The organism is Pseudomonas sp. CIP-10, assembly GCF_020911845.1.
In the GTDB taxonomy this organism is placed as follows: domain Bacteria; phylum Pseudomonadota; class Gammaproteobacteria; order Pseudomonadales; family Pseudomonadaceae; genus Aquipseudomonas; species Aquipseudomonas alloputida.
Window position 1 is genome coordinate 486,268 of record NZ_CP087160.1, and the last position, 19,295, is coordinate 505,562.

A 19,295-nucleotide genomic window follows, 5' to 3' on the forward strand; every position below is an offset into this window, starting at 1 on the left:
TGGGCGGATTATAACGAGGGTTTCGCACCTGTGCCATCTGAAAGATCCGATAGTGCTATGCGAAGAAACGCGGCCGCGAATTCCTCTGGCGGTAGCGGGAGGCTGACGATGTAGCCCTGGATCTGCTCGCAGCCCTCGGCCGCCAGAAAACGTTGCTGGGCCTGGTTCTCCACGCCTTCGGCAATGATGGTCAACTGCATGCTGCGGCCCAGGGCAATGATCGCCCGGGCAATGGCGGCGTCGTGTGGGTCGTCGGGCAGGCCGCGGATGAACGACTTGTCGATCTTGAGGATGTCCAGCGGCAGGCGCTTCAGGTAGCTCAGCGAGGAATAGCCGGTGCCAAAGTCGTCGATGGCTAGCTGTACACCCAGTTTTTTCAGTTGGTACAGCACGGCCAAGGCCTCCTCTGCCTGGCTCATGATGAAGTTCTCGGTGATTTCCAGCTGCAGGTCACCGGCCCTCAGCTGGTAGTGCTTGAGCAGTTGTTCGATGCGCCGTGCCAGGTGTGGGTGGCGCAGCTGGGCGCCGGCAAGGTTGATCGACAGCGGGCCGAAGGGTTCGTAGTGCTGCTTCCAGGCCTGCATCTGCCGGCAGGCTTGCTCCAGTACCCAGTCGCCGAGCTGCAGGATGGTGCCATTTTCTTCCGCCAAGTGGATGAAGTGTTCCGGCGGTACCTCACCAAAGGTCGGGTGGCTCCAGCGGATCAGCGCTTCGGCACCCACCAGGCTCTGGGTCTTCAGGCTGAGCTTGGGCTGGAAGCACAGGCTCATTTCGTTGCGTTCGACGGCCCGGCGCAGCTCATGCTCCAGGGCGATGCGCTCGCTGGCCTGGGCGGTGAGGTCGCGGGTGTAGGCTTCGACGCGGTTGCGGCCTTTGGCCTTGGAGCGGTACATGGCGGCGTCGGCGTTGCGGATCAGTGTGGAGACGTCAGTGCCATCCTGTGGGTAAAGACTGATGCCGATGCTGGCGCTGGTGAAAAACTCATGCTCGCCGGCCTGGAACGGTGCGTTGAAGCAGGCCAGTAGTTTGTTGGCGATAGTGCTGGCGTCACTGGGCTTGTGCAAGCCGGGCAGCAGAATGATGAATTCGTCGCCACCCAGGCGGGCTACGGTGTCAACATCGCGTACCTGCTCTTTCAGGCGCTGGGCGATGCCCTTGAGCAGCAGGTCGCCGACCGGGTGGCCAAGGCTGTCGTTGATGTGCTTGAAGCGGTCGAGGTCCAGGAACAGCACTGCGCCTTGGCGGTTGGACACCTGCGCGCAGGTGAGTACGCCCTGCAGCCGGTTTTCGAACAAGGTGCGATTGGGCAGGCCGGTCAGCGGGTCGTGGTGGGCCTGATAGTCGAGTTTGGCCTGGGCATGCTTGATGCTGGAGATGTCTGCAAAAACCGCCACGAAGTGGGTGATCTCGCGGTCGCTGTTGCGCACGGCGCTGATGGTCAGCCAGCTTGGGTAAAGTTCGCCGTTCTTGCGCTTGTTGTAGATTTCGCCCTGCCAGTGGCCCTCGGCGGTAAGCTGGTGCCACATGGCCAGATAGAAAGCGCTGTCGTGCTGGCCAGAGGCGAGCAGGCGCGGGGTCTGGCCGAGGGCCTCGATCTCGCTGTAGCCGGTGATCTCGCTGAAGGCGCGGTTGACGGCACTGATGCGCTGGTCAATGTCGGTAATCAGCACCCCTTCGGCAGTGTTCTCGAACACAGTGGCGGCCAGCTGCAGTTTTTCTTGCATCAGGTGACGCTCGGTGATGTCGCGGGCGATGGTCAGCATGCAGTCGACGCCGGTAATCGGCAGGGGCCGGGCGGACAGCTCGCACAGTCGGATCTGCCCGTCGCTGCGGCGGATATGGCAGGTGAAGTCGCGCACGAAGCCGTCACGGTTGAGCTGGTCGACCAGGCGTTTGCGCTCGTTGAGGTCGACCCAGATACCCAGGTCCAGCGAGGTCTGGTCAATGGTTGGGTTGAGGTCGTAGCCGGTGAGGCGGCAGAAGCCTTCGTTCACCTCCAGCAGCAAACCGTCGCTCTGGCGCGACAGCAGCAGGCCGTCGGGCGAAGCGTGGAAAGCCTTTGCGAACTTTTCTTCCGAAGTTTGCAGCTGCTGCTGGGTCTCCTTGAGCTGGCTGATGTCGCGTACCGCCACTACCAGCGCGGGTGTGCCGTCCAGTTCGAAGGTTTCAGCCGAAGTCAGGCCGGTGAACAGTTGGCCGTTGCTGCGGCGGAAGCTCATTTCCAGGTTACGGATACCCCCTTGGTGCAACCTTTGAAGCAGGAGCGGGCCACTGCCCTCTACGCCCCACAGGTCAAGGTCGGTGGCAGTGCGGCCTATGACCTGGTCTGGGGGCAGTCCGATCTGCTCTTCGAAAGCCTCGTTCACCTCCAGCAGGCAGCCATCGCTGTGGCGAGCGATCAGCAAGATATCGGGGCACTGCTGGAATACCGAGGCGAACTTCTGTTCGGACAGACGCAGGGCATCCTCCGTGCGCTTGGTTTCGCTGATGTCGATCATCAGCCCGCGCATCACTGGCTGGTGGCCGTGCTCGATCATACTGACGATGTTGCGTATCCAAAGGGGCTGACCGTCAGCCCGGATCACCCGGTAGTCCAGGCTGTGGTCGCGCCCCGCTGCGGTCTCGCTGTCGCAGTAGGCCTGGGCCCAGAGCGCGTCCTCCGGGTGCAGGATACTGCGCCAGAAACCGGGCCTGAGCCAGTCACTCAATGGGTAGCCGAGCAGATCTTCGGCATGGGGTGAAACGTAGCTGTAGGTGAAGTCGTTGGCATCGGCTTCCCAGGCGATGGCTGACAGGCTCTCGACCAGGCCGCGGTAGTGGTACTCGCTGCTGCGCAGTTCTTGCTCAAGGGCGATGCGCCGGGAAATTTCCGAGCTGAGCCGGCGGTTGATGCGAATGACCACTGCCAGCACAGCCATCAGCAACAGCACCGTTGGCAGGCCATACACCAGCAGGTCGGACCAGAACATCCGCTGGTCGACCACATTACCCACCCAGTGCTGCTGGATCTGGCTGATTTCGCTGCTGCTCATGTCGGCCATCACTTTGTCGAGGATGCCGACCAGCACGCTCTTGTCGCGGGGAACGGCCATCGCCAACTGGTAGCGGTAGGGTGTTTCGCCGCTGACGTAGAGGCCGTCGAGCTTGAGTTGGCGCAGGCTCCAGATACTGGAAGCGAGGTCGCCGACCACGGCATCCACTTGGTCGGTGGCCAGGGCTTGCAGCGTGGAGCTGACGTTTGGCAGGGCAACCAGGTTGAGGTCCGGGTGGTGGGTACGCAGCAACTCGTGCGGGGCGTAGTTCTCGACCACGGCAATTTTCAGGCCGTACAGGTCAGCCAGCTTGCGCGGTTGTGCGCCGCCTTTGTGCGCGAGGATGACAATGGGGAAGTCGAGGTACGGGCGAGTGAAAGCCAGGAAGCCCTGGCGTTCGGGGGTGGACATGATGCCGGGCAGCAGGTCGATACGGCTTTCCCGCGCTTGCGCCAGCACCTCGGTCCAGCTGCTGGGTTCGACCGGTTTGAACGTCACGCCCAGGCGCTGCTGGATCATGGCGATGTAGTCGGCGGCCAATCCCTGGTACCGGCCCTCCTGGTCGCGAAACTCGAACGGTGGCCAAGAGGCGTCTACACCCAGTTTCAGCTGCGGGTGGGCAGCCAGCCAGGCGTTCTCCTCATCTGTCAGGGTCAGGGCGCCGGCCGTTGTGTTCCACAAAATCAGGATCAGCAACAGAATGGCCGGCTTCAAGGACATGGCAGCCTCGCACTCAGGTGGTCTGAAGTCGAGTGTAGACGGGCATTGCTGCAGGTGTGCAACGGAAGGCGGGCTTTATGTCTCGGGCCACTAAAGAAAAACCCCGGCCTGGGCCGGGGTTTTGTCATCACTCGTCGAGGAAGGAGCGCAGGTGCTCGCTGCGAGTCGGGTGGCGCAGCTTGCGCAACGCCTTCGCTTCGATCTGACGGATCCGCTCACGCGTTACGTCAAACTGCTTGCCCACCTCTTCGAGGGTGTGGTCGGTGTTCATGTCGATACCGAAACGCATGCGCAGCACCTTGGCTTCACGTGCGGTCAGGCCCGAGAGCACGTCACGGGTGGCTTCCTTGAGGCTTTCGACCGTGGCTACGTCGATCGGGGACTGCATGGTCGAGTCCTCGATGAAGTCGCCCAGGTGCGAATCTTCGTCGTCACCGATCGGGGTTTCCATGGAGATCGGCTCTTTGGCGATCTTCAGTACCTTGCGGATTTTGTCCTCAGGCATTTCCATGCGCTCGCCCAGCTCTTCCGGAGTCGGTTCGCGACCCATTTCCTGCAGCATTTGGCGGGAAATACGGTTGAGCTTGTTGATCGTCTCGATCATGTGCACCGGAATCCGGATGGTGCGTGCCTGGTCGGCGATCGAACGGGTGATCGCCTGACGGATCCACCAGGTGGCATAGGTCGAGAACTTGTAGCCGCGACGGTATTCGAACTTGTCCACCGCTTTCATCAGACCGATGTTGCCTTCCTGGATCAGGTCGAGGAACTGCAGGCCACGGTTGGTGTACTTCTTGGCGATGGAAATCACCAGACGCAGGTTCGCCTCGACCATTTCTTTCTTGGCGCGGCGGGCCTTGGCTTCACCGATCGACATGCGACGGTTGATTTCCTTGATCTCGGCAACGGTCAGGCCGGTTTCGGTCTCAAGGTCGATCAGCTTCTGTTGGCAAGCGACGATGGCAGCGTTCTTTTCACCCAGGGCGGCAGCCCACTTGGTGTTGCGCTTGGCCAGGTCACCGCTCCAGGTCTGGTCGGTTTCGTTGCTTGGGAACATGCGCAGGAAGTCGGCTCGCGGCATGCGGGCGTCACGTACGCACAGCTGCATGATGGCGCGTTCTTGCTGCCGCAGACGGTTCAGGGCATCACGTACACGCTCGACCAGTACCTCGAACTGCTTCGGTACCAGCTTGATCGGCATGAACAGGTCAGCCAGGGCCTGCAGGGCCTCGATGCTTTCCTTGTGGTTACGACCATTTTTCTTCAGGACCTTGGAGGTCGCCTGAAGCTGATCGGATACCGCACCGAAGCGTTGGGCTGCGACTACCGGGTCCGGGCCGCTCTCGGCCTCTTCCTCGTCGTCACCGCTTTCGGATTCTTCTTCGTCGTCGTCGGACTCTTCCTTCGCCGCAGCGGCCTTGGCGCCTGGGATCGGCACTTCTTCGGTTGGCGCGGCAATGTTGTCGTCAGGGTCGATGTAACCGCTGAGAACGTCCGACAGGCGGCCACCCTCGGTGGTGACGCGATCATATTCGCCGAGAATGTAGTCGACAGTGCCCGGGAAGTGGGCGATAGCGCCCATGACTTCACGAATGCCTTCCTCGATACGCTTGGCGATTTCGATCTCGCCTTCGCGGGTCAGCAGCTCGACAGTACCCATTTCGCGCATATACATGCGCACCGGGTCGGTCGTGCGGCCGATATCGGTTTCAACTGCCGCCAATGCAGCAGCGGCTTCTTCGGCCGCGGCTTCATCGGTGTCGGCTTCCGCCAACAGAAGGGCATCCGCATCCGGAGCACTCTCGAATACGTTGATCCCCATGTCGTTGATCATGCGGATGATGTCTTCCACCTGTTCCGGATCTGAAATATCCTCAGGCAGGTGGTCGTTGACCTCCGCGTAAGTCAGGTAGCCCTGCTCACGACCGCGGGTGATCAACTCTTTGATACGAGACTGCTGTTGCGCTTTTCCGGACATAACACCCTATCCACTGAAGGTCTTGGCGGGCAAAAAACAAGCCGAGGATTATACCCGAGCATGGGCCTCACGCGCCAGATGAGGTCGGCGTTTGTGCGGGAACATTTCGGCTCAGCAGGGCAAGGAGCTGGGTTTTTTCCTCGCTGGTCAATTCGCTTTGACGTGATTTCCTGAGCAGTTGTTCCAGGCTGCGCTCGCGTTGGCGGGCGGACAAGCTAGTTATAGTGTCGAAAAACTGTTGTTCAAGGTTGTCGGCCACGATAAGCCATTCCTTTTCCGCCAGGGCCCGCAGCAGGCGGCCCTGTTCGGTGCCATGCCAACGTGCGATCAACTGCATTGAGCTTAGCCCAGGATTTTTCTGCGCGGCTTCGATCAACGCCACCAGCAGCTGGCTGTACAGGTGTTCTTCGTCGGCGAAGTGGCTGGCATCTTCCACCTTGCCTGCCAGCAGTGGGTGGTGCAGCAGGGTGCGCAGCGCGGCCAGGGTGGGCGGCTCGACCGGTGCTGGCACGCGGGGAGGTGCTTCGTCGCGTTGCTGCCAGGGCTTGCCGCCCTTGCGGTTCTTGTCCCAGGGTTTGTCACTCCACGGCTTCTTGCTACCACCCTTGTTGGGTTTCCATGCCTGCTCCTGGTGAACGGGGGCATAGTCGTGCTGCGGCATGTCGCCGTAGTCGGGGGTGTAGCTGGCCATGGCGTCGTAGTCGTAGCCAGGGTCGTAGTCCGGCATGCTGCTGGTCGCCGGCGCTTGTTGCGCCAGCTGCTCGACCTGCTGCGGGTCGAGGCCGGTGATTTCCTTCAGGCGGTTGCGCATCAGCTGACGCAGGTTGGCGCCGGGGATCTTTTCGATCAACGGTGCGGCCAAGGTCGCCATATGCGCCTTGCCTTCCAGTGAGCGCGGGTCGGCTTCGACGCCAAGTTGCTCGAAGAAGTAGTCGGCCAGCGGTTGGGCGTGCTGGTTGATACGGGCCATGAAGGCGTCGGTACCTTCGGCACGCACCAGGCTGTCCGGGTCTTCGCCTTCGGGCAGGAACAGGAAGCGCGCGCGACGGCCGTCCTGCAGGTTCGACAATGTCGATTCCAGTGCGCGCCAGGCCGCCTTGCGCCCAGCCTGGTCACCGTCAAAACAGAACAGCACGCTGGGCACCACGCGGAACAGGCGCTTGAGGTGCTCTTCGCTGGTGGCGGTGCCAAGGGTGGCCACGGCATTGCGCAGGCCTTGCTGGGCCAGGGCAATGACGTCCATGTAGCCCTCGACGACGATGATCTCGTCGAGGTTGCGGTTGTGCTTGCGCGCCTCGTACAGCCCGTACAGCTCCTGTCCCTTGTGGAACACGGGGGTTTCCGGGGAGTTCAGGTACTTGGGCTTGTCGTCGCCGAGCACCCGGCCACCGAAGGCGATGATGCGCCCGCGGCTGTCACGTATCGGGAACATCACCCGGTCGCGGAAGCGGTCGTAGCGCTTGCCGCTCTCGGCGTTCTCGATCAGTAGGCCGGCATCGATCATCACCTTCTGCTGCAGGGTGTCGGCACCCAGGTGCTTGAGCAGGTTGTCCCAGCCGGGCGGGGCAAAGCCCAGGCCGAAGTCGCGGGCAATTTCCCCGGACAGGCCGCGGCCCTTGAGGTAGTCCACCGCTGCCTTGCGTGACGGGTGGCTGCGCAGGGCCTGGCGGTAAAACTCCGAGGCGGCGTCCAGTAGCGGGTACAGTGGCGAGTCAGTGGGCTGGCGCGGCTTCTGGTCGCGGCGGCCTTGCTCGCGGGGGACTTCCATGCCAGCGGCGCGTGCCAGTTCCTCGACGGCCTGGGGGAAGTCCAGGTTGTCGTGGTCCATGACAAAGCCCAAGGCGTTGCCACCGGCGCCACAGCCGAAGCAGTAGTAGAACTGCTTGTCGGGGCTGACCGTGAAGGACGGGGTTTTTTCTTTGTGGAACGGGCAGCAGGCCGAGTAGTTCTTGCCGGTTTTTTTCAGCTGGACGCGCGAACTCACCACGTCGACGATGTCGAGGCGGTTGATCAGGTCGTCAATGAAACTCTGGGGAATCAGCCCGGCCATGGCAGTCTCGTTATCTGGCAACTGGCAAGTCTAATCGCTCACGCGCCGAAGGGGGCGAGTGCTGCTTGGGGAAGTGCGAGGGAATGTGTGCTCGTCGCCAGCCCCTAAGGGCTCGTCAGTCGGACGTGCACGCCTGGTCATACAGCAAGGAGGACCAGCTCTGACGTTTCAGGCAGGTTGCCCATGATGCAGTTCGCATGAAGCTTGTGCAGGGCCTTGAGCTAGCTGCTCAAGTTTGAAACGACCACTGCCATCGCCCGGGGGTTAGCCGGGCAGGGCAGAAGCTTTGCGTTGAACGTCTGTATTAGTACAGACGAACGGCGCGGCGCTGTTCGCGCTGAACTTTCTTGGCGTGACGCTTAACAGCAGCAGCTGCTTTGCGCTTACGCTCTGCGGTCGGCTTCTCGTAAAACTCGCGGCTACGAACTTCAGCCAGTACACCGGCTTTTTCGCAGGAGCGCTTGAAACGACGCAGAGCTACGTCGAAGGGTTCGTTCTCTTTAACTTTGACGGCTGGCATCCAGGGCTACCTTAATTCATTACCGGGGTAGACGTGCTCCTGGCAAAACAAAGGTGTGCTGGAGAACGTCGGTTTTCAAGGGTTGCGGATGTTAACCCTTAGCAAGCCGGAATGCAAAGCCTCTGATCGAAAACCGCTGGTCGGCACCCGACACGGGGACTATCATGCGCGGCTTCGAATTCAGCCCCCACAAGGGACGAGCCCATGCTAGTACTGGGATTGGAAACATCCTGCGACGAAACCGGCGTCGCATTATACGACAGTGAACGCGGTTTGTTGGCCGACGCACTGTTCAGCCAGATCGACCTGCACCGCGTCTTCGGCGGCGTGGTGCCCGAGCTTGCCTCGCGTGATCACGTCAAGCGAATGCTGCCGCTCATCCGCCAGGTGCTGGACGAGGCAGGCTGCGTTGCCACCGAAATCGACGCCATCGCCTACACCGCGGGTCCCGGCCTGGTCGGTGCCCTGCTGGTGGGCGCTTCCTGCGCCCAGGCGCTGGCCTTTGCCTGGGACATCCCGGCGATCGGTGTGCACCACATGGAGGGTCACCTGCTGGCACCCATGCTGGAAGAAAACCCGCCAGCGTTTCCGTTCGTCGCTTTGTTGGTTTCCGGTGGCCATACCCAGCTGGTTCGGGTCGATGGCATCGGTCAGTACGAACTGTTGGGCGAGAGCCTGGACGATGCTGCCGGTGAAGCGTTCGACAAGACCGCCAAGCTGATCGGCCTCAATTACCCAGGCGGTCCGGAAATTGCGCGTCTGGCCGAACAAGGTGTGGCCGGGCGCTTCGTCTTCCCGCGGCCAATGACCGATCGGCCAGGCCTGGAATTCAGCTTCAGTGGCCTCAAGACCTTCGCCCTGAACACTTGGCAGCAATGCAAGAATGCTGGCGACGACAGTGAGCAAACCCGTTGCGACCTGTCCCTGGCATTCCAGCAGGCGGTGGTGGAGACTTTGACCATCAAGTGCAAGCGGGCGCTCAAGCAGACCGGCCTCAAGCGGCTGGTCATCGCGGGTGGCGTGAGTGCCAACAAGGCCCTGCGCGCGTCCCTGGAGGACATGCTCGGTAGCATCAAGGGCAACGTGTACTACGCGCGCCCGCAATTCTGTACCGACAATGGTGCGATGATCGCCTACGCCGGTTGCCAACGCCTGCTGGCCGGGCAGCAGCAAGACCTGGCGATCAGCGTGCAGGCACGCTGGCCGATGGAACAGTTGCCGCCGCTGTAAGGCAGCGCGTCGAAGGTTCAGAAATGCCGTTCGCGCCCTGCAAACAAGTCGCGCAGGTTGTTGCGGTGGCGCCACACGATCATCACAGTCAGTACGCTGATCGGCAGCAGGGCTTCGGGCTCGCGCCAGGCCAGCAATGGCAAGGTGAGTGGCGTGGCAATCAGTGCGGCCAGTGAGCTGGTACGCGTGAGGTAGAAGGTCAGCAGCCAGGCGCCGATGGCCAGCAGCGCGGCCGGGAAATACAGGCCCATGAGCATGCCGGCAGCCGTCGCCACGCCCTTGCCGCCCTTGAAACGGAAGTACAGGGGGAACAGATGGCCCAGCACCGCGCATATGCCCACCCAGGCCTGCGCGTGCAGGTCCAGCCCGGCAACGCGGGCGAGCAGTACCGGCAAAAGGCCCTTGCACAGGTCGCCAAGCAGGGTCAGGATCGCCAGTTTACGGCCTGCCAGGCGTAGCATGTTGGTGGCGCCGGCATTGCCTGAGCCGCTGGAACGTGGGTCCGGGCTGCCCGAGAGGCGGCTGAGAACAATGGCGAAGGACAGCGAGCCGAGCAGGTAGGCGAGCAACGCCAGTAACCAAAACATGCTAACTATTCCGGGCGAGGACGCCCTGATTCTAACGGCGCCAGTCGCCCTTGTCGTGCTGTGGAGAGAAGTGCTTGGACAGAGTGTTCATCGAAGGCCTGGAAGTCGATACCGTTATCGGTGCCTATGACTGGGAGCGGGATATTCGCCAGTGCTTGCGCCTGGACCTGAGCTTTGCCTGGGACAACCGCCCGGCCGCCGCCGGAGACGACCTGAGCCTGGCGCTGGATTACGCCAGTGTGTCGGCGCGCATCCAGGCGTTTGCCGAACAGGCCCGTTTCGAGCTGGTTGAAACATTTGCCGAGCGCCTGGTGGCCACCCTGATGGACGAGTTCCACATCCCTTGGGTGCGCTTGAAGCTGACCAAGCCGGGCGCGGTGCCCGCGGCCCGTGGTGGTGTAGGCGTGGAGATCGAGCGCGGATGTCTTTGAGCACGGTTTACCTGGGCTTGGGCAGCAATATCGACCGTGAGGCGCATTTGTGCGCCGGGCTCGATGCGTTGGCTGGCATCCTGACCGACATGCGCTGTTCGCCGGCATTCGAAAGCCAGGCGGTGGGCATCAAGAGCGGGCCGTTCATCAACTTCGTGGTGACCGGGCAAACCGCGTTGCCGTTGATCGAGCTGGACCGCCGGCTGAAGTTCATCGAGGCCGACAATGGCCGCTATGCCCCGGACCGCAAAGGGTTGCCGCTGGATATCGACGTGCTGATGTATGACGATTTGCACGGTACCTTCGATGGGCTGGTATTGCCCCGGGCCGAGATTCTGAAGAACGCTTTTGTGCTGTGGCCGCTGTCGTTGCTGGCACCCGACCTGGTGCATCCGGGTGTGGGCAAGCGCATGGCGCAGCTGTGGCAGGAAGCGCAGATTGATCAGGTACTGGCCCCGGTCGCCTTTGAGTGGCGCGGGTTGCAGTTGACGCCCGCTTAAGCCTGTATCGGCCTCTTCGCGGGTTTACCCGCGGATACGGTGGCGGCTGCGACGGTGAACCGCGGGTGGAAATTGGCCAGCAGGTCTGGCCCTTTCGCGGGTAAACCCGCTCCTACAACGGGCTGTGCCCAACCCTCGATGTGTGCCCCTGTAGGAGCGGGTTTACCCGCGAAGAGGCCGGTAGGTCTAACCGCGCTGGTAAGCTTCGAGCGCTTTCAGCCGTTCACCTTTGAGTGCTTCGCCCAGTGCCTGCCCCGTGAGCCCGGCTTGCACCAACGGCTTCACATCCACCGCTCGCGCCGCCGCTGCTGCGCGTCGCAGGTAATCGGCCTGTGGGTAACCCTGCTCGCCATCGCCCCGCGCTGCCATCTCGCAAACGACCAAAAAATCCTCAAATCGCTGCGGCCGTCGGTAAACATCGAACTTCTGCAACAGCTCCAGCAGTGCCGTGGCAGGCAGTTCGAGCGCCTGATTGCCCTGCGCCAGGCATTCCCCTGCCAGCATGGCCAGTTCCTGGCACTCACGCGGTGCCTTCAGGCGCTGGTTGACGGCTTTGATTGATGTCGGTGACAACCCCCGCAACAGGCAGGCCCAGCGCACGTGCAGCGGTTGTTCGTGCACCGCTGCCTGCTCCAGCGCCGCCAATGTCCGGGAGCTGTCATCGAGCTCAGGCAGCAGCTCCTGCAGGGCCCCACACGCGCTCAGCACTTTGAAGAATACCTGCGGTTGCACTTCCATCAGCGCGCGCTCGATTTCCTTCCAGCTGCGCTCGGCAGTGAGTGCCTGCAGTTCGCCTGAGGCGCTGATCTGACGCATCAGCGCCAAGGTTTCATCGGCAACCCGGAACCCCAGTGGTGCGTAACGGGCAGCAAAGCGTGCAACACGCAGCACGCGCAAAGGATCTTCGGCGAATGCCGGGGAAACATGGCGTAGCAGGCGTTGATCCAGATCGTTCCTGCCTTGGTAGGGGTCGTAGACCGTGCCCGCCTCATCCTCGGCCATCGCATTGATGGTGAGGTCGCGACGGATCAGGTCCTCTTCCAGGGTTACGTCGGGGCTGGCGTGAAAAGTGAACCCGCCGTAGCCTCGCCCACTCTTGCGCTCGGTGCGCGCCAGGGCGTATTCCTCACCGGTTTTCGGGTGCAGGAACACCGGAAAATCGGCACCCACCGGCCGATAGCCCTTGGCGAGCATTTCTTCGACGGTGGCGCCCACCACCAGCCAGTCGATATCGCTGACAGGGCGGCCGAGCAGGCGGTCGCGCACGGCGCCGCCAACTTTGTAGATGTGCATGTGCAGCTCTCCATAACTGCCGACAGGATAACCCGTCGGCGGTCATGGGGTTGCATCAGAGGTGGTGGATAACAGCCAGGTCCATGCGGCCGTAGTCGGCGCTTTCGCTATGCTCGCCGCGCGGCGGCATGTGGTGAGTACTCATCACTTGCTCGCCTTGCACGGTCTCCAGGTGGATATCGAAGCCCCACAGGCGATGCAGGTGCTTGAGCACTTCGTCGGTCGAGTCGCCCAGCGGTTTGCGGTTGTGTTGCTGGTGTCGCAGGGTCAGCGAGCGGTCTCCGCGGCGGTCGACGCTCCAGATCTGTACGTTTGGTTCGCGGTTGCCCAGGTTGTACTGCGCTGCCAGCTGCTCCCGAATCACCCGGTAGCCGGCCTCATCATGGATGGCGGGCACCAGCAGGTCGTCGCGCTGGTCGTCATCGAGGATGCTGAACAACTTGAGGTCGCGCATCACCTTGGGCGACAGATACTGCAGGATGAAGCTCTCGTCCTTGAAGCTGCTCATGGCGAACTTGATGGTAGAAAGCCAGTCACTGCCGGCAATGTCGGGGAACCAGTGGCGATCTTCTTCGGTGGGGTTTTCGCACATGCGGCGGATGTCGGTGTACATCGCAAAGCCCAGCGCGTAGGGGTTGATGCCGCTGTAGTACGGGCTGTCGAAGCCGGGCTGGAACACCACGCTGGTGTGCGACTGCAAGAACTCCATCATGAAGCCTTCGGTAATCAGCCCCTCGTCGTACAGGTCGTTCATCAGGGTGTAGTGCCAGAAGGTTGCCCAGCCTTCGTTCATCACCTGGGTCTGGCGCTGCGGGTAGAAGTACTGGGCGATCTTGCGCACGATGCGCACTACTTCACGCTGCCAGGGTTCAAGCAGCGGGGCGTTCTTCTCGATGAAATACAGGATGTTTTCCTGCGGTTCGGCGGGGAAGCGCCCCTCATCGCGGTCGTTACCCTTTTCGGCGTTTTTCGGAATTGTCCGCCAAAGGTCGTTGATCTGACGCTGAAGGTGCTCTTCGCGCTCCTGTTGCCGGCGCCGCTCTTCTTCGGCAGAAATAGGGTAAGGCCGCTTGTAGCGGTCGACACCGTAGTTCATCAGGGCATGGCAGGAGTCGATCAAGTCCTCCACAGCATCGATACCGTGGCGCTCTTCGCACTGGGCGATGTACTGCTTGGCGAACACCAGATAGTCGATGATCGAACTGGCGTCAGTCCAGGTGCGGAACAGGTAATTGCCTTTGAAAAAACTGTTATGGCCGTAGCACGCGTGCGCAATCACCAGTGCCTGCATGCACATGGTGTTTTCTTCCATCAGGTAGGCGATACAAGGGTCGGAGTTGATCACGATCTCGTAGGCCAGGCCCATCTGGCCGCGGCTGTAGGACTTTTCCGTACTGAGGAACTGCTTGCCGTAGGACCAGTGGTGGTAGCCCAGCGGCATGCCGACCGAGGCGTAGGCGTCCATCATCTGTTCGGCAGTGATGACTTCGATCTGGTTGGGGTAGGTGTCCAGGGCGTAACGCTCGGCCAAGCGGCTGATTTCCCGGTCGTAGGTCTGGATCAGCTCGAACGTCCACTCGGACCCAGTGGAAATGGGTTGGCGTCTCTGTGCTCTGGCGGTCATGTGGCTAACCTGCGCTGGAAGAGTTCACGGAAGACCGGGTAGATATCGCCGGCCGATACCAACTGCTGCTGGGCGAATGTGTCGGGGAAAGCATCTCCGATACGCTCGTATTCATACCACAGCGCCTGGTGTTCACGGGGGGTGATCTCAACGTAAGTGTAGTACTGCACATGCGGCATGATCTGTTTGGAGAGGATGTCGCGGCAGATGGGCGAGTCGTCGTTCCAGTTGTCGCCATCAGAAGCCTGCGCGGCATAGATGTTCCAGTCGCTGGCCGGGTAGCGCTCGGCCATGATCTCCTGCATCAGCTTGAGGGCACTGGAGACGATGGTGCCGCCGGTTTCCCGCGAGTAGAAGAACTCTTCTTCATCGACTTCCCGGGCACTGGTGTGGTGGCGAATGAACACGACTTCGATGCGCTCGTAGTTACGCTTGAGGAACAGGTACAGCAGGATGAAGAAGCGCTTTGCGATGTCCTTGGTGGCCTGGGTCATCGAGCCGGATACGTCCATCAGGCAGAACATCACTGCCTTCGAGCTGGGGTTGGGTTGCTTGACCAGCAGGTTGTACTTGAGGTCGAAGGTGTCGAGGAAGGGCAGGCGGTTGATACGTGCCTTCAGGCGCTCGATTTCCTGTTCGACTTCCTGGATATCGGTGAAATTGTCTGGCTCTTCGACCCGCAGGCGATCGAGTTCCTTTTGTGCTTCGCGCAGCAGGGCGCGGCTGCTGCCGGTCAGGGCGATACGCCGGGCATGGGCCGAGCGCAGGGTGCGCACGATGTTGATGCGTGACGGGTTGCCTTCGTTGGCGATGCCGGCGCGAACAGTCTTGAAGGTATCGGCGCCAGTCAGGTGACGTTTGACCAGGTTGGGTAGCTCAAGGTCTTCGAACATGAATTCGAGAAATTCTTCCTGGGTGATCTGGAAGACGAACTCGTCCATGCCCTCGCCGGAATTGCCGGCCTTGCCGCGACCGCCACCGCCTCCACCGCCTTGCGGCCGTGGGATGTGTTCACCGGCAGTGAACTCTTTGTTGCCAGGATGCACGATGGTCTGTTTGCCCCCGCGACCATGATGCAAGACGGGTTCGTCGATGTCGCGCCCGGGAATACTGATCTGCTCGCCGTGTTCCATATCCATGATGGAACGGCGGCTCACCGCCTCTTCGACGGCCTTCTTGATATGTTCGCGGTACCGCCGCAGGAAGCGCTGGCGGTTGACCGTGCTCTTGTTCTTGCCGTTCAGGCGTCGGTCTATAACGTAGCTCATGGTCCCTCCGGTGACTGGATGCAGCTGCAACCCACAAGCTGCAAGCCACAAGCTTCAAGCTGCAAGAAAGAGCAGCCACCGCCGCTGCAAGCTGTGACGCGGGCAGCAATGCCAACGCCAGGCAGCTTGCAGCTTGCGGCTCGTAGCTTGCCGCTTTATTGCGATTTCCTGACCCGCAGGTACCATTCCGACAGCAGGCGCACCTGTTTGTCGGTATAGCCACGCTCCACCATCCGGGTGACGAAGTCGTTGTGTTTCTTCTGGTCCTCTTTGCTGGCCTTGGCGTTGAAGCTGATGACCGGCAGCAGGTCTTCGGTGTTGGAGAACATTTTCTTCTCGATCACGACCCGCAGCTTTTCATAACTCAGCCAGCTTGGATTCTTGCCATTGTTGTTAGCGCGTGCGCGCAGTACGAAGTTGACGATCTCGTTGCGGAAGTCTTTCGGGTTGCTGATGCCAGCCGGTTTCTCGATCTTTTCCAGTTCCTCGTTGAGCGCAATGCGGTTGAGAATTTCGCCGGTTTCCGGGTCGCGGTATTCCTGATCCTGGATCCAGAAGTCTGCATACAACACGTAGCGGTCGAAGATGTTCTGGCCGTATTCGCTGTAGGACTCCAGGTAGGCGGTCTGGATTTCCTTGCCGATAAACTCGATGTAGCGCGGTGCCAGGTATTCCTTCAGGTAGCGCAGATAGCGTTCGCGCACTTCAGCCGGGAACTGTTCCTGTTCGATCTGCTGTTCGAGGACATACAGCAGGTGCACCGGGTTGGCGGCAATTTCGTGTGGGTCGAAGTTGAACACCTTGGACAGGATCTTGAAGGCGAAGCGCGTCGACAGGCCGTTCATGCCTTCGTCGACACCCGCAGAGTCCCGGTATTCCTGGATCGACTTGGCCTTTGGATCGGTGTCCTTGAGGTTTTCCCCGTCGTAAACGCGCATCTTGGAATAGATATTGGAGTTCTCTGGCTCTTTCAGGCGGGAAAGCACCGTGAACTGAGCCAGCATCTTGAGCGTATCTGGCGCACAGTGGGCCTTGGACAGCGAGCTGTTGACCAGCAGTTTGTCGTAGATCTTTATTTCATCGCTAACCCGCAGGCAGTACGGCACCTTGACGATATAGATCCTGTCGATGAACGCTTCGTTGTTCTTGTTGTTACGGAAGGTGTGCCACTCCGATTCGTTGGAGTGCGCCAGCAGAATCCCGGTATAGGGAATCGCCCCAAGGCCTTCAGTACTGTTGTAGTTGCCTTCCTGGGTGGCGGTGAGCAAGGGGTGCAGGACCTTGATCGGCGCCTTGAACATTTCGACGAATTCCATCAGGCCCTGGTTGGCCCGGCACAGCGCGCCCGAGTAGCTATAAGCATCGGCGTCGTTCTGTGGGTATTCCTCAAGTTTGCGGATATCGACCTTGCCGACCAGGGCCGAGATGTCCTGGTTGTTTTCATCGCCGGGTTCGGTCTTGGCAATGGCGATCTGGTTAAGAATCGACGGGTACAGCTTCACCACCTTGAACTTGGAGATGTCCCCGCCAAACTCCTGCAGGCGCTTGGTGGCCCAAGGCGACATGATGGTATTGAGGTAGCGCCGTGGGATGCCGAACTCTTCCTCGAGAATGGCCCCATCTTCGGTGGCATTGAACAAGCCCAGAGGTGACTCGAATACCGGCGAGCCCTTGATCGCGTAGAACGGCACCTTTTCCATCAGCTGCTTGAGTTTTTCCGCCAGCGAGGACTTGCCGCCGCCTACCGGGCCCAGCAGATAGAGGATCTGTTTCTTCTCTTCCAGGCCTTGGGCGGCGTGGCGGAAGTACGACACGATCTGGTCGATGCACTCTTCCATGCCATGGAAGTCGGCAAAGGCCGGATAGCGGCGGATAACCTTGTTGGAGAAGATGCGCGACAGCCTGGAGTTGGTAGAGGTGTCGATCAGTTCTGGCTCACCGATGGCCAGCAACAGCCGTTCGGCCGCCGATGCGTAGGCACTGCGATCCTCTTTGCACAGCTCGAGGTACTCCTGCAGCGAGAGTTCTTCCTGGCGCGTAGACTCGAAACGTTGTTGGAAGTGGCTAAAAATACTCATGACGTCACCTCGCTCGATACGTGGAGACGACGCCGGATCAGTCAGCTGATGCTGGCATGCAACCGGGTTGGCCGATTGCTGTATACCCCCCAGAACACCCTGTAACGCTACCGATGACCCGCACGCCGGTGTACCGGCTCTCCCCTTTTTTGGATGGCCTGAGCTTAAGCGTAGTTGGTTATCTGCAAGGTCAAGGGGCGAGGAGGGCAGAAGTTACGAATGACCGTTCGTCAGATAAGCCGCAAGCCCGCACGGGGCGCGGGCTACAGGAAAAATTAAAAAAATTATTCAGTGCTGCCTTGGGCGGTCTCGGCCGGGTAGGTCGCACGCCACAGTTCGAAGCCGCCGTCCACGCTGTACACGTCGGAGAAACCCTGGCCTACCAGGTAGGCGGCAGCGCTTTGGCTGGAATTGCCGTGATAGCAGACCACCAGGGTTGGCGCGTCGAGGTCGGCGTTGCGGATGAAATCGGCGACCGAGTGGTTATCCAGGTGCCGGGCGCCGGTGATGTGGCCGGCGGCGAAGGCCTGTGGGTCGCGAATGTCGACGACGACCGCACCTTCTTTCTTGCGAAGCTCCAAGGCCTGCTCAGGAGGGATGCGCTTGAATTCGCTCATGGGTACTACTTCCTTCAGGTGTGGTCGTTGAGTGTAGTGGGTTGTGCCGGCTGGCGCAGGGTGCCGTCGTCGGCGCAGTCGCAGCGGTGGTATTCGCCGCTGTCGACGTTGTACAGGGTCATGGCGCCGCCCCATACGCAGCCAGTGTCCAGGGCGATGACGTCGGGCTCGGTGACCTCACCCTGCAGAGCGGCCCAATGGCCAAAGATGATCTTCACATGGCGTGAGCGGCGGTCCTTGTGCGCGTACCAGGCTTTGTAGCCTTTGGGCGCGCTACCCAGGCCTTCCTTGCTCTTGAGGTCGAGTTTGCCATCGGCCGTGCAGAAGCGCATGCGGGTGAAGTAGTTGGTGATGACCCGCAGGCGTTCGACGCCGGCGAGGTTCTTGCTCCACTTGTTCGGCTCGTTGCCATACATGCCGTCGAGGTACAGCTGCAGGCGGTTGTCGTCACGCAGCACTTCCTCGACCTCGGCAGCGAGCTCCAGGGCTTTGCCAAGGGTCCATTGTGGCGGTATGCCGGCATGAACCAGGGCGATGCCGCGGGGCTCGTCGTAATGCAGCAGCTTCTGCTGGCGCAGCCAGTCGAACAGCTGGTCGGCGTCCGGCGCTTCGATGATCTCGCGCAGTGTGTCGCTTTTCTTGAGGCGCTCGACGTTGTGCCAGGCGGCCAGCAGGTGCAGGTCATGGTTGCCCAGCACGCAGACCAGTGAATGACGGATCGAGTACAGGAAGCGCAGGGTTTCCAGTGACTCGGGGCCGCGGTTGACCAGGTCGCCGACCAGCCACAGACGATCGACGGCGGGGTTGAAACTGACGCGATCGAGCAGGCATTTGAGTGGCTGCAGGCAGCCCTGCAGGTCACCGACGGCGTAGGTGGCCATCAGTGCAGCGCTCCGGGCACTGCCAGCCGAAAGGGGGCAATCTCGGCGTCGAAGCGCTTACCGTCTTCGGCGAACATCTGGTAGCTGCCCTGCATGGTGCCAACGCGGGTGCTGATGACGGCACCACTGCTGTAAGTGTGGCTCTGGCCTGGGTCGATGTTGGGTTGCTGGCCGACCACACCGGCGCCGCGGACTTCCTCTACCTCGCCGTCACCGTTGGTGATCAGCCAGTGGCGCGACAGCAACTTGGCGCTGAGCGAGCCGTTGTTCTGCACGGTAATGGTGTAGGCGAAAGCGAAGCGACTGTTTTCGGGGTCGGATTGTTCTTTCAGGTAGCGGGTCACGACGCTGACGTCGATTTGATAGCGGGGGTCGGACATGCAAGGGCCTTGGGCGAACTGACGCAATAATGCAGTCTAGGCCATTGGGAGGGGGGAGGGCCAGCGGTGATCGGGCTTGGGGGGTGTGTTGTCTGTGCCGGCCGCT

15 protein-coding genes are annotated in these 19,295 nt (G+C 61.0%); 3 read left to right on the plus strand and 12 right to left on the minus strand.

The window, feature by feature from the left end; all coding sequences use genetic code 11:
- Positions 1–8: 8 nt before the first annotated feature.
- The 4 genes from LMH93_RS02140 to rpsU form a co-directional block, all read right to left on the minus strand.
- Positions 9–3,752, minus strand: coding sequence for a bifunctional diguanylate cyclase/phosphodiesterase (locus LMH93_RS02140; RefSeq protein WP_003255580.1), 3,744 nt, complete (start codon positions 3,750–3,752; stop codon positions 9–11).
- Positions 3,753–3,879: 127 nt separating this feature from the next.
- Positions 3,880–5,730 carry an RNA polymerase sigma factor RpoD gene (gene rpoD / locus LMH93_RS02145; protein WP_003255578.1) on the minus strand — a complete coding sequence of 617 codons (1,851 nt, stop codon included), beginning with the start codon at positions 5,728–5,730 and terminating at the stop codon, positions 3,880–3,882.
- Positions 5,731–5,797: 67 nt separating this feature from the next.
- Positions 5,798–7,780: a DNA primase gene (dnaG, locus tag LMH93_RS02150; protein WP_003255577.1), complete on the minus strand. Its 1,983-nt coding sequence runs from the start codon at positions 7,778–7,780 to the stop codon at positions 5,798–5,800.
- Between the two features lie 304 nt (positions 7,781–8,084).
- Positions 8,085–8,300 (minus strand): 30S ribosomal protein S21, encoded by a 216-nt coding sequence (gene rpsU, locus LMH93_RS02155; protein WP_003255575.1) that lies wholly within the window; start codon positions 8,298–8,300, stop codon positions 8,085–8,087.
- Positions 8,301–8,504: 204 nt separating this feature from the next.
- On the opposite strand from rpsU, the gene tsaD reads away from it, so the two are divergent.
- The gene (tsaD, locus tag LMH93_RS02160) at positions 8,505–9,530 is read left to right on the plus strand and encodes a tRNA (adenosine(37)-N6)-threonylcarbamoyltransferase complex transferase subunit TsaD (RefSeq protein ID WP_011953302.1); all 1,026 of its coding nucleotides are present in this window, start codon (positions 8,505–8,507) and stop codon (positions 9,528–9,530) included.
- Between the two features lie 17 nt (positions 9,531–9,547).
- Here tsaD and plsY read toward each other — a convergent pair whose 3' ends face one another.
- Positions 9,548–10,117: a glycerol-3-phosphate 1-O-acyltransferase PlsY gene (gene plsY, locus LMH93_RS02165; RefSeq protein ID WP_004576187.1), complete on the minus strand. Its 570-nt coding sequence runs from the start codon at positions 10,115–10,117 to the stop codon at positions 9,548–9,550.
- 74 nt (positions 10,118–10,191) lie between these two features.
- Here plsY and folB point away from each other — a divergent pair, with 74 nt between their 5' ends.
- Together folB and folK are read left to right on the plus strand one after the other, a co-directional pair.
- A complete protein-coding gene (gene folB / locus LMH93_RS02170) occupies positions 10,192–10,548 on the plus strand; it encodes a dihydroneopterin aldolase (RefSeq protein WP_003255570.1) in 357 nt (118 codons plus the stop codon).
- Entirely contained in the window at positions 10,539–11,048 is a 510-nt protein-coding gene (folK, locus tag LMH93_RS02175; protein WP_003255569.1) for a 2-amino-4-hydroxy-6-hydroxymethyldihydropteridine diphosphokinase, read from the plus strand. Before folB ends, folK begins: the two co-directional genes overlap by 10 nt.
- A 186-nt stretch (positions 11,049–11,234) precedes the next feature.
- Here the strand turns inward: folK and LMH93_RS02180 are convergent, their stop codons facing one another.
- The 7 genes from LMH93_RS02180 to apaG form a co-directional block, all read right to left on the minus strand.
- Positions 11,235–12,341, minus strand: coding sequence for a multifunctional CCA addition/repair protein (locus tag LMH93_RS02180; RefSeq protein ID WP_230064803.1), 1,107 nt, complete (start codon positions 12,339–12,341; stop codon positions 11,235–11,237).
- A gap of 55 nt (positions 12,342–12,396) precedes the next feature.
- Complete coding sequence (locus LMH93_RS02185) at positions 12,397–13,965, minus strand: SpoVR family protein (RefSeq protein WP_003255566.1); 1,569 nt, start codon at positions 13,963–13,965, stop codon at positions 12,397–12,399.
- On the minus strand, positions 13,962–15,233 hold the full coding sequence (locus LMH93_RS02190) for a YeaH/YhbH family protein (RefSeq protein ID WP_003255564.1): 1,272 nt from the start codon (positions 15,231–15,233) through the stop codon (positions 13,962–13,964). The genes LMH93_RS02185 and LMH93_RS02190 overlap by 4 nt, the downstream gene beginning before the upstream one ends.
- Positions 15,234–15,388: 155 nt before the next feature.
- On the minus strand, positions 15,389–17,311 hold the full coding sequence (locus LMH93_RS02195) for a PrkA family serine protein kinase (protein ID WP_003255563.1): 1,923 nt from the start codon (positions 17,309–17,311) through the stop codon (positions 15,389–15,391).
- Between the two features lie 284 nt (positions 17,312–17,595).
- A complete protein-coding gene (glpE, locus tag LMH93_RS02200) occupies positions 17,596–17,928 on the minus strand; it encodes a thiosulfate sulfurtransferase GlpE (RefSeq protein WP_003255562.1) in 333 nt (110 codons plus the stop codon).
- 14 nt (positions 17,929–17,942) lie between these two features.
- Positions 17,943–18,809, minus strand: coding sequence for a symmetrical bis(5'-nucleosyl)-tetraphosphatase (locus LMH93_RS02205; protein ID WP_230064804.1), 867 nt, complete (start codon positions 18,807–18,809; stop codon positions 17,943–17,945).
- The gene (gene apaG, locus LMH93_RS02210) at positions 18,809–19,189 is read right to left on the minus strand and encodes a Co2+/Mg2+ efflux protein ApaG (protein ID WP_003255559.1); all 381 of its coding nucleotides are present in this window, start codon (positions 19,187–19,189) and stop codon (positions 18,809–18,811) included. Before apaG ends, LMH93_RS02205 begins: the two co-directional genes overlap by 1 nt.
- Between the last annotated feature and the right edge of the window lie 106 nt (positions 19,190–19,295).